The sequence below is a fragment of the Actinokineospora bangkokensis genome (assembly GCF_001940455.1).
In the GTDB taxonomy this organism is placed as follows: Bacteria; Actinomycetota; Actinomycetes; order Mycobacteriales; family Pseudonocardiaceae; genus Actinokineospora; species Actinokineospora bangkokensis.
This window is the reverse complement of the sequence record NZ_MKQR01000028.1, coordinates 1-12,440: the sequence shown is the minus strand read 5'-3', so window position 1 is coordinate 12,440 and position 12,440 is coordinate 1. Positions and strand designations below refer to the sequence as shown.

The window sequence follows — 12,440 nt, the reverse complement described above, 5'->3', positions numbered from 1 at the left end:
GGCCCTAGCGGATCAGCCGGGCGATGATGCCCGCCACGACCAGCCAGAAGACCGCGGCCAGGCCGTAGGTGACGATCACCGCCAGGTTGTAGTCCGCGATCGGGAACAGGCCCGGGAAGAACAGGGCCAGGGGTTCGGCGATCGAGGCGACGAAGCGGGAGAACGCGTTCGCCATGTTCGCGCCGAGGACCACGAGGAGGATGTAGACCACCTCGATGATGGCGAAGAGCGCTCCGATCCCGGACACGATCCGGGCGGCGCTCCCCCGAGTGCTGGTGCCGTGCCGTCGCAGAGTAGCCATGTCGGTGAGGTTCCTCGGACCACCCGGTCCCTAACTCGGCCGAACGGCGCAACGCGTGCGTCCACGATGTGGGAGTCCCGGTTGACGCCCCGCCGCCGATGCCGGCTAGTGTGGGTGCCGTGGCGCGTGCTCTCCTCCTGCTTCTCCGCCGCGACGGGGTCTGACACAGACCGGCTCCCCGTCGCGGAGGTCGGCGTGGCCGCCGGTCGATGACGACGCACTAGCAGGAGACCCCGCAGACATGAGCACCCCCGAGACGCCCAGCGCCAACGCGCCCAGCCGCCTGCGCACCCCGGCCCGCCCGGCCCCGCAGGACCAGCCCCGGTGGAACCCGCAGCTGGGCAGCGCCATGCCGGTGCACCGGTACCGCCCCTTCCACGAACTGGTGGAGAAGGTCGACGTACCCGACCGCACCTGGCCCACCAAGCGCATCGAGCGCGCCCCGCTGTGGTGCGCGGTGGACCTGCGCGACGGCAACCAGGCGCTGATCGACCCGATGTCGCCCGCCCGCAAGCGCCGGATGTTCGACCTGCTGGTGCGCATGGGCTACAAGGAGATCGAGGTGGGCTTCCCGGCCGCCTCGCAGACCGACTTCGACTTCGTGCGCGAGATCATCACCGAGGGCGCGGTGCCCGAGGACGTGCGCATCCAGGTGCTGACCCAGGCCAGGCCGGAGCTGATCGAGCGCACCTACCAGGCGCTGGAGGGCGCGCACAGCGCCATCGTGCACCTCTACAACTCCACCTCGATCCTGCAGCGCAAGGTGGTCTTCCGCGCCGACCGCGCGGGCATCAAGAAGATCGCCACCGACGGCGCGGAGTGCGTGCTGTCGTTCGCCGAGAAGTACCCGGACACCGACTTCCGCTTCGAGTACAGCCCGGAGTCCTACACCGGCACCGAGCTGTCCTACGCCGCCGAGGTGTGCAACGCCGTGGCCGGGGTGTGGCAGCCCACCAAGGATCGCCCGATGGTGGTGAACCTGCCCGCCACGGTGGAGATGGCCACCCCGAACGTGTACGCCGACTCGATCGAGTGGATGCACCGCAACCTGGACAACCGGGACGCGCTGATCCTGAGCCTGCACCCGCACAACGACCGGGGCACCGGCGTCGCCGCCGCCGAGCTGGGCTACCTGGCGGGCGCCGACCGCATCGAGGGCTGCCTGTTCGGCAACGGCGAGCGCACCGGCAACGTCGACCTGGTCACCCTGGGCATGAACCTGTTCAGCCAGGGCATCGACCCGCAGGTCGACTTCTCCGACATCGACGAGATCCGCCGCACGGTGGAGTACTGCAACCAGCTGCCGGTGGGCGAGCGCCACCCGTGGGGCGGCGACCTGGTGTTCACCGCGTTCTCCGGCAGCCACCAGGACGCGATCAACAAGGGCTTCGACGCGCTGCGCGCCGACGCCGAGGCCGCGGGCCACCCGGTCGACGACCACCCGTGGGAGGTCCCGTACCTGCCCATCGACCCCAAGGACGTGGGCCGCTCCTACGAGGCGGTCATCCGGGTCAACTCCCAGTCCGGCAAGGGCGGGGTGGCCTACGTGATGAAGACCGAGCACCAGCTCAAGCTGCCGCGCCGCCTGCAGATCGAGTTCTCCCAGGTCGTGCAGGCCGTCACCGACTCCGAGGGCGGCGAGGTCAGCCCCAAGGAGATGTGGGACGTCTTCGCCACCGAGTACCTCGACCGGGTCTCCCCGCTGCGCCTGCGCCGCCACCGCGTCTCCGGCAACGAGGACGGCACCCACGAGATCCACGCCACCGTCGACGTCGAGGGCGACACCCACGACGTCGACGGCCACGGCAACGGCCCGATCGCCGCCTTCGTCGACGCCCTGGCCTCCGTCGGCTACGACGTGCGCGTCCTGGACTACTCCGAGCACGCCCTCACCGCCGGTGACGACGCCCGCGCCGCCGCCTACGTCGAGTGCGCCATCGGCGGCAAGGTGCTCTACGGCGTCGCCGTCGACAACTCCATCGTCGCCGCCTCGCTGCGCGCCGTCGTCTCCGCCGTCAACCGCGCCTTCAAGTAACCCCTCCCGCACGAGCCGAGCCCCGGACAGCAGGCGCTGCCCGGGGCTCGGCTCGTGGGTGGTTGACGTCGTGGGGGGAAGGCGACCACCCCACGAAGCAGCTCAGGCCTCCACGGCGGCACCCGTCGGGTCGACCGTCAGCCGGTCGACGTTCTCCGGGAAGTGGCACGCCGCCCGGTGCCCCGGGGCCAGCTCCGCCAGCGGCGGCTGCTCCACCGCGCAGATCTCCTGCGCCTTCCAGCACCGGGTGTGGAACCGGCAGCCCGACGGCGGGTTGATCGGGGACGGCACGTCGCCCTGCAGGCGGATGCGCTCGCGGTTGTCCTTGCGGGCGGTGTCCGGGATGGGGACCGCCGACAGCAGGGCCACCGTGTACGGGTGCATGGGCCGCTCGTAGAGCGAGGTGCGGTCGGCGATCTCCATGATCTGCCCCAGGTACATGACCGCGACCCGGTCGGAGACGTGCCGGACGACCGAGAGGTCGTGGGCGATCATGACGTAGGTCAGGTCGAACTCGTCCTGCAGGTCCTCCAGCAGGTTGACGACCTGGGCCTGGATGGAGACGTCGAGGGCGGAGACGGGTTCGTCGGCGACGATGAGCTTGGGGCGCAGGGCCAGGGTGCGGGCGATGCCGATGCGCTGGCGCTGGCCGCCGGAGAACTCGTGCGGGTAGCGGTTGTAGTGCTCGGGGTTGAGGCCGACGAGCTCCAGCAGCTCCTGCACGGCCTTCTTGGTGCCCCCGGGCGGGGTGACGCCCTGCAGGCGGTAGGGCGCGCCGACGATGGTGCCGACGGTGTGCCGGGGGTTGAGGCTGGAGTACGGGTCCTGGAAGATCATCTGGATGTCGCGGCGCAGCGGGCGCATCCGCGACGGCGACAGGTGCGAGATGTCGCGGCCGTCGAGCACGACCCGCCCGCCGGTGGGCTCCAGCAGCCGGGTGAGCAGCCTGCCGGTGGTGGTCTTGCCGCAGCCGGACTCCCCGACCAGCGACAGGGTCTCCCCGCGCTTGACCGAGAAGGTCAGGCCGTCGACGGCCTGCACCGCGCCGACCTTGCGGCGCAGCAGGCCGCGGCGGATCGGGAAGTGCATCTGCAGGTCCTCGGCGACCAGCAGGTCGTCGGCGGTGCCGGTGGTGGCGGCTTCGGTGGTCACGGCGTCCTCGTTCACAGCTTCGGCCTGATCTCGGTGTCCCAGATGCGGGTGCGCTCGTCGGCCGTCAGGTGGCAGGCGATGTGGTGCCCGCCGCCGACGTCGCGGAACTGCGGGCGCTCGGTGGTGGACAGGTCGCCGTTGAGGGAGTCGTAGGCGCAGCGCGGGTTGAACGGGCAGCCCGCGGGCACGTTGATCAGGCTGGGCGGCGAGCCCGGGATCGGCTGCAGGCGCTCGCTGCGCTCGCGGTCCAGCCGCGGCATCGAGCCGAGCAGGCCCCAGGTGTAGGGGTGCTGGGGGGCGTTGAAGATCTCCTCGGCGGTGGCCCGCTCCACCGCCCGGCCCGCGTACATCACCATGATGTCGTCGGCCAGCTCGGCGACCACGCCGAGGTCGTGGGTGATGATCACGACGGCGGAGTCGAACTCGCGCTGCAGGTCGCGGATGAGGTCGAGGATCTGCGCCTGCACGGTGACGTCGAGGGCGGTGGTGGGCTCGTCGGCGATGAGCAGCTCCGGGTCGCACGACAGCGCCATGGCGATCATCGCGCGCTGCCGCATGCCACCGGAGAACTGGTGCGGGTAGTCGTCCACCCGCGACCGCGGGTTCGGGATGCCGACCCGCTCCAGCATGTCGATGGCGTGCTTGCGGGCCACCGACTTGCTGACCCGGTTGTGGATCCGGTACGCCTCGACGATCTGCGCGCCCACGGTGTAGAAGGGGTGCATCGCCGACAGCGGGTCCTGGAAGATCATCGCCATCCGCTTGCCGCGCAGCCGCCGCACCGCGTCGGGGTCCATGCCGACCAGGTCCTGCCCGTCGAGCAGGATCTGCCCGCTGATGTCGGCGCTGCCCTGCTTGTGCAGGCCCATCACCGACAGGCTGGTGACGCTCTTGCCGGAGCCGGATTCCCCGACGATGCCCAGGGTCTTGCCGCGCTCGACGCTGAAGGACAGGTCGTCGACGGACTTGACCACGCCGTCGTCGGTGGGGAAGTGCACCCGCAGGTTCTTCACTTCCAGGAACGGGGAACTCATGCGGCGCGCACCCTCGGGTCGACGACGGCGTAGAGGAGGTCGACGACCAGGTTCGCGATCACGATGAACAGCGCCGCCAGGATCGTCACCCCCATCACCTTGGGCAGGTCGTAGTTCTTGATCGCGTCGATGGCGTACTGGCCGAGCCCCTTGAGCGAGAACGCCGACTCGGTCAGCACCGCGCCGCCGAGCAGCAGGCCGATGTCCAGGCCGAAGATCGTCACGATCGGGGTGAGCGCGCCGCGCAGGCCGTGCTTGACCACGACCTTGCGCTCCACCAGGCCCTTGGCCCGCGCCGTGCGGATGAAGTCCTCGTTCATCGTGTCCAGCATCCCGGCCCGGGTCTGGCGGGCGTACTGGGCGGAGAACTGGAACGCCAGGGTGATCCAGGGCAGCAGCATCGCGTAGAACCAGTCGCCGAAGTTCTCGGTGATCGGGGTGTACGACCCGCCGGGGGCGAACCAGCCCAGCTGGTAGGAGAAGAAGGCCAGCGAGATCAGGCCGGTGAAGAAGATCGGCAGCGAGACGCCCGCGAGCGCGACGCCCATGGACAGCCGGTCCCAGATGGACCCCTTGCGCAGCGCGGAGAGCGTGCCGATGGAGATGCCCGCGAGCAGCCACAGCACGGCGGCGCCCGCGGCGAGCGAGAGGGTGACCGGCAGCCGGTCGAGCAGGTCCGGCAGCACCGGCTGGTTGCTGCGGAAGGAGTAGCCCAGGCAGGGGGCGGGGCAGAACTCGGTGCCCGCGCCGTAGCTGTAGTAGGCGCCCGCGAAGATGCCCTTGATCCAGTGCCAGTACTGCACGTGGATCGGGTCGTAGAAGCCGAGGCGCTCGGCGGTCAGCCGCACCGTCTCGGCCGTCGCCGCGCGCCCGACGTAGCGGGTGGCCAGGCTCTCCGGGGTCCCGCCGCCGAGCTTGGGGACGACGAAGAAGATCGCGAACGTGATCATGCTGACGATCACGAGCAGCACGACCGCGGCGAACAGCCGCCTGATGATGTATGTGATCACACTGGCCGGCACCGGCGGTGGTGCGGGGAGGTCGTCCCCGCACCACCGCCTGCTGCCTTCACCTGCCTATCGTGGGTTCCGGCTCGGTCTTCGGGGCGCGCGTCAGGCGGTGCCCAGGTTGAGGTAGTCGTACATGCCGTACGCCTCGGAGACGAAGACGTTCGTCAGCCCCTTGCCGCGCAGCAGCAGGCTCTTGGCGTACACGCCGGGGAGGATGACCGCCTCCTGCATGACGCGCTTGTCGATCTCACCCCACATCGCCTCGCGCTTGCCGGTGTCGGTCTCGGCGATCGCCGCGTCGAGCATCTTGTCGACCTCGGGGATGCGCACGGAGGTGTTCGACGAGCCACCGGTCTCCCGGATGACGCGGCTGTCGACGATCTGCGACAGGAAGCCGAAGCCGTCGTTCCAGTCCGCGCCCCAGCCGTTGATGGCCAGGCCCAGCTTGTTCGACACGACGAACGGCGGGTTGCCCGCGTACTGGGAGAAGTAGTCGCCCTGCGGGTACGGCTTGAGGGTCAGCTTGATGCCCACCGCGGCCAGCGACTGCTGCAGCGACTCGGCGGTCGCCTTCTCCTTCGGGCGCTCGGCCCGGTAGGCGATGTTGGTCTCGAAGCCGTTGGGCTGCCCGCAGGCCGCCAGCGCCTCCTTGGCCTTGGCCTGGTCGCCCTTGTTGTCCGGGCCCGCCGGGTACAGGTCGAACTTCTGGTAGCCCGGGATCAGCGGCGGCATCAGCGTGGTGGCGATGTCACCACCGGAGAACGGGCCGCCGTAGGCGGTCTGGTAGCTGGTGCGGTCCGCGGCGTACTCGATGGCCTTGCGGCAGTCGATGTTGTCCAGCGGCGCCACCGTCGGGTTGATCGAGGTGTACCACAGGCGCGCGATCGTCGGGTTGTCCGAGCTGGACTTGAGGTCGTTGTTGTTGAGGATGCGGCTCAGCGACGCCGGCTGCACGCCCGTGCCCGCGATGTCGATCTGCAGGTCGCCGTTGACCAGCCGGTTGTCGATGTCGTCGGCGTTGACGTTCATCTCGACGTCGTAGCCGTCCGGCAGCGCCTTGCGGTTGGGGTCGGTGGAGGCGTCCCACTGGTCGTTGCGCACCAGGTTGAAGCGCTTGTCGATCTCGTTCTTGTCGAACTTGTAGGGGCCCGTGGAGATCACGTGCTCCTTGTACTTCGCGCCGGTGTCCTTGGCCTGCGGGACCGGGACGGTCTGCGGCAGCTGGGCGAAGTAGTCGAACCCGCCGAAGGGCGCCTTGAGCTTGAAGACGATGGTGTAGTCGTCCGGGGTGCTGATCGCGGAGCTGGTGTCCACGCCGGGGGACTTGTACGGGCCCTTGTAGCCCTCGGGCAGGTTCAGGAACCCCTCGAAGTACGCCGGGCCGTTGGGGAAGGTCTCCTTGTCGGTCGAGCGCAGCACCGCGTAGGCGACGTCCTTGGCCTTGACCTCGGTGCCGTCCTCGTACTTGACGCCCTTGCGGATCTTGTAGGTCCAGGTCTTGCCGCCGTCGCTGGGCGTGCCCAGGCTCTCGGCCAGGTCGGGGACCAGCTCGTTGGAGGCCTTGCCCGGCGCGGGCTTGAACATCACCAGCGAGCGGCCGTAGAGGCGCAGGAAGTTCCAGGAGTAGCCGTAGTAGGTCTCGCCCGGGTCCAGCGAGTCCCAGGTGCCCGCGTTGGCGATCTTGATCGTCCCCCCCTTCTTGTCCGAGGGGTTGAGGACGGAGTCCATGGCGGCGTTGAAGCCCGCCCCGGTGCCGCTGCCACCGCCGCTGGAGCTGCCGCCGCAGGCGGACAGCGCCATCACGGCGGCGGCGCCGGTGGCCACCGCGGTGACCAGACGCTTCCTGTTCATCGTTGCTGTTGCACCCTTCTCTCCAGACACCTGAACTGCCACCTATCGGGCACGCGGGTCGAGCGCGTCGCGCAGGCCGTCGCCGAACAGGTTGAACGCGAGCACGGTCACGAAGATCGCCAGACCGGGCCACAGCATGAAGTGCGGCGACGTGTAGTAGGCGGCCGCCTCGGAGAGCATGCCGCCCCAGGTCGCGGTGGGGGCGTTGATGCCGACGCCGAGGAACGACAGCGCCGACTCGAACAGGATGTTCGTCGGGATCAGCAGCGTCGCGTACACCAGGATCGGTGCCACCAGGTTCGGCAGCAGCTCCCGGAAGAGGATGTGCGGCGAGCGCGCGCCCAGGCTGCGGGCGGCGTCGACGAACTCGCGCTCGCGCAGCGACAGCGTCTGCCCGCGCACGATGCGGCCCGCGTAGGGCCAGTTGAAGAAGCCGATGATGAAGATGAGCATGGCGATGCGCAGCGACTCGCCGCTGAGCCCGAACATCTCGTCGGGCACCACGCCGACCAGCGCCATGGCGAACACCAGCAGCGGGAACGCCAGGAACACGTCCATCGCGCGGCTGATCAGGGTGTCCACCCAGCCGCCGAAGTACCCGGCGGTGACGCCCAGGACGGTGCCGATGACCACCGAGAGCAGGGTGGAGAAGAACGCGATGAGCAGCGAGATCCACGCCCCGGAGAACACCCGGGCGGCGATGTCGCGGCCGTTCTTGGGCTCCACGCCCATGACGTGGTCCCAGCTCATGCCGCCCAGGGCGCCCTTGGGCTCCAGGGTGCCGAACTCGGTGTCGATCAGGTCCTCGTGGAACGTGTTGGGGTGCACCACGTCGAAGACCCGGTCGAGCAGCAGGCCCGCGACGGCCATCGCGATGAGCAGCACCACGAAGACGCCCGCGGCCATGGCGACCTTGTCGCGCTTGAGCCGCAGCCAGGCGATCTGGCCCAGCGACCGGCCCTGGATGGCCTTGTCGGACATGCCCGCGAGCGCGGCCTCCGGGTGCGCCTCGGCGGCGGAGCCCGAGGTGTCCGGCGGTGCGGTCATGCCGCGGACCGCCGGTGCCTGAGCGCGTGCGGTCCCGACCCGCCTGGTGCGGCGGTCGGCAGACCGGCTCGCGCGGATCGCTGGTGAGCCATCGCGCACTCCTCGTGTCCCGCGGCGGCCCCGCGTCCTGGGGCGCGCCGTGTGGTGGCCGACCATAGCCGTTCGGGCGCGGAACTCTTAACCACGGCAGGTCACGATCCGAACAACGGCCATCCACAGATGCGACTGTCCGGAAGTGTTCAGGGACGCTGAGCGACGAAGAGCCGCGATTTGTCCGCTCAGCGGACGGCAGGACCGCGCTTTCCGGTCAGCGGGCGCCGCCGGGCCGGACGGTGGTGGACGCACGGTCACGGGTGCCGTCCACGGCGAACCACCCGATCTCGAACGCCTGCCACCGGCGCAGCGCGGCGTCGCTCTCGCCCCCGTCGCGGGCGACCGCGCGCGCCAACCGCTCCGCGGGATCGGCCACCTCGCACCAGAACAGGTGGCCCAGCACCGGCGCGATCGAGCGCCTGCCCGCCGACACGCCTTCCACCACGAGCAGATCCGGCACCGGCACGCGCACCCAGGCGCCCGGCACGGGTTCGCCGCCGCGCCACTGCGTGCGCTGGTAGCGGCCAGGCCTTCCCGCCGCGAGCGGGCGCAGGACGCCGTCGACGAGCCGGGGCCACCACGCCACCGGGTCGTCCCAAGTCGCGAAGTCGTCCGTGGGCACCAGGGCCACCTCGGCCCCGCCCGCGCGCAGCCGCGCCACCAGGTCGGCGGCGAAGGTCGTCTTGCCCGAGCCGGACGGGCCGTCCACGGCCACGACCCGCACCCCGCCCAGCGCGGGCGGGGTGCGGGTGAGGTGCGCGGGGTCTATCGGTCAGACCGTGCGGCGGCCCGACAGCGCGCGGCCGAGGGTCAGCTCGTCGGCGAACTCCAGGTCACCGCCCATGGGCAGGCCCGAGGCCAGCCGGGTGACGGTGAGCCCGGGGAAGTCGCGCAGCATCCGCACCAGGTAGGTGGCCGTCGCCTCGCCCTCGGTGTTGGGGTCCATGGCGAGGATGACCTCGGTGACGTCCTGCGAGCCGATCCGCGACAGCAGCTGGCGGATGCGCAGCTGCTCGGGGCCGATGCCCGACAACGGGTCCAGCGCGCCGCCGAGCACGTGGTAGCGGCCCTTGAACTCGCGGGTGCGCTCGATGGCGAGGACGTCCTTGGGCTCCTCCACCACGCACACCGAGGTGATGTCGCGGCGGGGGTCCTTGCAGATGCGGCAGGTGGTCTCCTCGGAGACGTTGCCGCACACCTCGCAGAAGACCACGCCCTCCTTGACCTTCTGCAGGGCGTCCTGCAACCGGCCCACGTCCGCGGGCTCGGCGGCGAGCAGGTGGAAGGCGATCCGCTGGGCGCTCTTGGGGCCCACCCCGGGCAGCCTGCCCAGCTCGTCGATCAGGTCCTGGACCGGGCCCTCGTACACCGGCCCCTCACATGCCGGGCAGGCCGAGGCCGCCCAGGCCGAGCCCGCTGGTCAGCTGGGCGCGCTTCTCCTCGGCCAGCTTCGCCGCCTGGGCCGACGCGTCGCGCACCGCGGCCACCACCAGGTCGCCGAGCAGCTCGGCCTCCTCCGGGTCGATGACCTTGGGGTCGATGGTGATCGCCTTCAGCTCGCCGGAGCCCGCCACCGTGGCCACCACGGCACCGCCGCCGGAGGTGCCGGTGAACTCGGCCTCCTCGATCTCGCGCTGGGTGTCCTCGGCCTGCTGCTGCAGCTTGCTGATCTGCGAGAGCATCGCCTGCATGTCGGGTGCGCCGCCTCCGGGAAACACCGCGGCCCCTCTCCTGGCTGTGGTCGGTGCGCGGGCCGACCCGCTGGTCGGGCCCGAGGTCCAGTCTAGGCGCCCACCCGGCGTGGCACGCTGGGCGCCGTGCTGAGACGAGTCGCGCTGGTCTGCTCGCTGTCCGCCGCCGCCGCGCTGGCCGCGTGCGGCACCGAGGTCGCGTCGCCACCCCCGGTCGCGCCCACCACCGCCGCGAGCACCACGGCGTCGCAGGCCCCGGTGAGCCCGCCGCCCCCGCCGACGACCACCACGCGGGCCACCACGACGGCACCCGCGCCCACGACGACCACGACCACGACCCGCCCGAAACCGGTGCCGGGCAAGGTCGTCGTGCTCGACCCCGGGCACAACGGCGGCAACGCCGCGCACCCCTCGGAGATCAACAAGAAGGTGCCCGCGGGGCGCGGCCAGACCAAGGCCTGCAACACCACCGGGACCGCCACCGACGCCGGTTACGCCGAGCACGCCTTCACCTGGGACCTGGCCCAGCGGGTCAGCGCGCTGCTCACCGAGCGCGGGATCAAGGTGGTGCTCACCAGGTCCAGCGACACCGGCGTCGGCCCGTGCGTCAACACCCGCGCCGCGATCGGCAACGACTCCGGCGCGGCGGCCGTGGTGTCCCTGCACGCCGACGGCTCCACCTCCGCGGGCGCCCGCGGCTTCCACGTCGCCTACTCCGCCCCGCCGCTCAACGCCGCCCAGGGGGAGCCGTCGCTGACCCTCGCCAGGGGTGTGCGCGACGCGCTGGTGGCGGGCGGCTTCCCCGTCTCCACCTACATCGGCGCCCAGGGCCTGTCCCCGCGCTCGGACCTCGGCGGGCTCAACCTGTCCACCCGCCCGGCGGTGCTGGTCGAGTGCGGCAACATGCGCAACGCGGCCGAGGCGTCGGTGCTGTCGAGCCCGGCGGGCAGGCAGCGCTACGCCGCCGCGATCGCCGAGGGGATCGCCCGGTTCGTGGGCTGAGGGCCGTTCCTGCGCGACCCCGGGGTGTGACAGGCTTGCGATCATGTCCGGGATGCGGGTGCTCGACGTGGACGAGCGGGGCAGGCTCCTCAAGGCGGTCACCGACGGCGGCACGACCACGCTGGTCGAGGTCGACGCCAAGGGCACCCGCGAACGCGCCGCCGTCGGCGCGCTCGCCACCGCCCGCTACCTGCCCGGGGAGCGCACCGCCGTCGTCCAGCACGGCAGCCCGGCGCAGCTGTCCCTGCTGCACCCCAACGGCAAGATGGCGCCGCTGCTGGGCTCCCCCACCCACGACACCGAACTGGTCGGCGTCCTCCCCGGCCGCGTCGTCTACCGCGCCAACCGCCGCCACCGCCTGCTCTACACCCTCGTCATCCGCAACGTCCTCGTCGGCGAGGAGCAGGCCGTCTACGACCGCGGCGGCTCCGTCGAGGAAGCCGCCGTCAGCGCCAACAGCAGGCACATCGCCATCCGCCTGCCCCGCAAGCTCCTCCTCGTCGACACCATGCCCGTCACCGAGGACGACCACGTCCGCCTCATCACCCCCGAACCCCCCGGCGCGGGCCACCGCGACATCCAGTGGCTCCCCGACTCCCAACGCCTCCTCTCCCTCGTCCAGGACGGCGGCACCACCTCCGTCACCCGCTGGGACGTCGCCACCCAGGAGTGGGACGTGCTGGTCACCGGCCTCGCCCCCCAGGCCCGCCTGCACCTGGCCCCGGACGGCAGGCGCTTCGCGGTCGGCTCGGACAGCGGACTGGCGCTGTACGAAGCAGGCGCGGGCCGGTACCTGCGGGACGGGGACGTCGGCGGGGGCGTGGACAGTGCCTTGTGGACACCCGACTCCCGGCGGTTGGTGGTGGAGCGGGACGGGGAAGCGCTGTGGGTAGAGGCGGAGTCCGGAGCGGTGAGCGCCGTGGCGGGGTGAAGTTCCGCCCGTGTGGGTGACGTTGAAGCGGACGTTTCGGGCGGAGTTGTCCACAGGCAAGATCATTGCGGCCTTGTTTGCGCTGGTCAGCGGGTAGAATGGCCGCAAGGGACCAGAGCCCCTTGGGTGGGTGGGGGCTGCGGATGGTGACGCGTGGGGCGCGCAGAGTTGATCTTGGCTCGGTGTGGCCGGGGTTTTTGGGGCGCGGTGGGGGCGGGTGGAGTGGGCTCGGTGTGGACGGGGGTTCTTGGCCTAGTGAGGGGCCTGTCCTCGGGGGCCGCGAGTGTGTAGCT

General features: G+C 71.0%; 12 protein-coding genes. 3 read left to right on the top strand and 9 right to left on the bottom strand.

Annotation, left to right across the window (positions count from 1 at the left end):
* Positions 1 to 4: 4 nt before the first annotated feature.
* Entirely contained in the window at positions 5 to 301 is a 297-nt protein-coding gene (locus tag BJP25_RS27190) for a hypothetical protein (RefSeq protein ID WP_075977887.1), read from the bottom strand.
* Between the two features lie 241 nt (positions 302 to 542).
* Between BJP25_RS27190 and leuA the strand changes: the two genes are divergently transcribed.
* A complete protein-coding gene (leuA, locus tag BJP25_RS27185; protein ID WP_075977886.1) occupies positions 543 to 2,336 on the top strand; it encodes a 2-isopropylmalate synthase in 1,794 nt (597 codons plus the stop codon).
* A 102-nt stretch (positions 2,337 to 2,438) separates the two neighbouring features.
* Here leuA and BJP25_RS27180 read toward each other — a convergent pair whose 3' ends face one another.
* From BJP25_RS27180 to BJP25_RS27145, 8 genes are all read right to left on the bottom strand, one after another.
* Positions 2,439 to 3,425, bottom strand: a complete 987-nt coding sequence (locus tag BJP25_RS27180) for an ABC transporter ATP-binding protein (protein WP_233158342.1) — start codon at positions 3,423 to 3,425, stop codon at positions 2,439 to 2,441.
* A gap of 74 nt (positions 3,426 to 3,499) precedes the next feature.
* Positions 3,500 to 4,522: an ABC transporter ATP-binding protein gene (locus tag BJP25_RS27175; protein ID WP_075977884.1), complete on the bottom strand. Its 1,023-nt coding sequence runs from the start codon at positions 4,520 to 4,522 to the stop codon at positions 3,500 to 3,502.
* On the bottom strand, positions 4,519 to 5,532 hold the full coding sequence (locus tag BJP25_RS27170) for an ABC transporter permease (protein WP_075977883.1): 1,014 nt from the start codon (positions 5,530 to 5,532) through the stop codon (positions 4,519 to 4,521). The genes BJP25_RS27175 and BJP25_RS27170 overlap by 4 nt, the downstream gene beginning before the upstream one ends.
* Before the next feature lie 102 nt (positions 5,533 to 5,634).
* On the bottom strand, positions 5,635 to 7,383 hold the full coding sequence (locus BJP25_RS27165) for an ABC transporter substrate-binding protein (protein ID WP_075977882.1): 1,749 nt from the start codon (positions 7,381 to 7,383) through the stop codon (positions 5,635 to 5,637).
* A gap of 42 nt (positions 7,384 to 7,425) precedes the next feature.
* Entirely contained in the window at positions 7,426 to 8,430 is a 1,005-nt protein-coding gene (locus BJP25_RS27160; RefSeq protein ID WP_075977881.1) for an ABC transporter permease, read from the bottom strand.
* Between the two features lie 307 nt (positions 8,431 to 8,737).
* Positions 8,738 to 9,247 (bottom strand): uridine kinase family protein, encoded by a 510-nt coding sequence (locus BJP25_RS27155; protein WP_075977880.1) that lies wholly within the window; start codon positions 9,245 to 9,247, stop codon positions 8,738 to 8,740.
* 48 nt (positions 9,248 to 9,295) lie between these two features.
* Positions 9,296 to 9,892 carry a recombination mediator RecR gene (gene recR, locus BJP25_RS27150; RefSeq protein WP_075977879.1) on the bottom strand — a complete coding sequence of 199 codons (597 nt, stop codon included), beginning with the start codon at positions 9,890 to 9,892 and terminating at the stop codon, positions 9,296 to 9,298.
* A 7-nt stretch (positions 9,893 to 9,899) separates the two neighbouring features.
* Positions 9,900 to 10,214 (bottom strand): YbaB/EbfC family nucleoid-associated protein, encoded by a 315-nt coding sequence (locus tag BJP25_RS27145; RefSeq protein WP_075977878.1) that lies wholly within the window; start codon positions 10,212 to 10,214, stop codon positions 9,900 to 9,902.
* A gap of 126 nt (positions 10,215 to 10,340) precedes the next feature.
* Between BJP25_RS27145 and BJP25_RS27140 the strand changes: the two genes are divergently transcribed.
* A complete protein-coding gene (locus BJP25_RS27140; RefSeq protein ID WP_233158295.1) occupies positions 10,341 to 11,216 on the top strand; it encodes an N-acetylmuramoyl-L-alanine amidase in 876 nt (291 codons plus the stop codon).
* A gap of 43 nt (positions 11,217 to 11,259) precedes the next feature.
* Positions 11,260 to 12,147, top strand: a complete 888-nt coding sequence (locus tag BJP25_RS27135; RefSeq protein ID WP_075977877.1) for a WD40 repeat domain-containing protein — start codon at positions 11,260 to 11,262, stop codon at positions 12,145 to 12,147.
* Positions 12,148 to 12,440 lie beyond the last annotated feature (293 nt).

Excerpts from the sequence above, each read along its gene's own strand:
- BJP25_RS27190 (WP_075977887.1), bottom strand. The coding sequence starts at position 301 with ATGGCTACTCTGCGACGGCACGGCACCAGCACTCGGGGGAGCGCCGCC.
- leuA (WP_075977886.1), top strand. The coding sequence starts at position 543 with ATGAGCACCCCCGAGACGCCCAGCGCCAACGCGCCCAGCCGCCTGCGC.
- BJP25_RS27180 (WP_233158342.1), bottom strand. The coding sequence starts at position 3,425 with ATGCACTTCCCGATCCGCCGCGGCCTGCTGCGCCGCAAGGTCGGCGCG.
- BJP25_RS27175 (WP_075977884.1), bottom strand. The coding sequence starts at position 4,522 with ATGAGTTCCCCGTTCCTGGAAGTGAAGAACCTGCGGGTGCACTTCCCC.
- BJP25_RS27165 (WP_075977882.1), bottom strand. The coding sequence starts at position 7,383 with ATGAACAGGAAGCGTCTGGTCACCGCGGTGGCCACCGGCGCCGCCGCC.
- BJP25_RS27160 (WP_075977881.1), bottom strand. The coding sequence starts at position 8,430 with ATGACCGCACCGCCGGACACCTCGGGCTCCGCCGCCGAGGCGCACCCG.
- BJP25_RS27145 (WP_075977878.1), bottom strand. The coding sequence starts at position 10,214 with ATGCAGGCGATGCTCTCGCAGATCAGCAAGCTGCAGCAGCAGGCCGAG.
- BJP25_RS27135 (WP_075977877.1), top strand. The coding sequence starts at position 11,260 with ATGTCCGGGATGCGGGTGCTCGACGTGGACGAGCGGGGCAGGCTCCTC.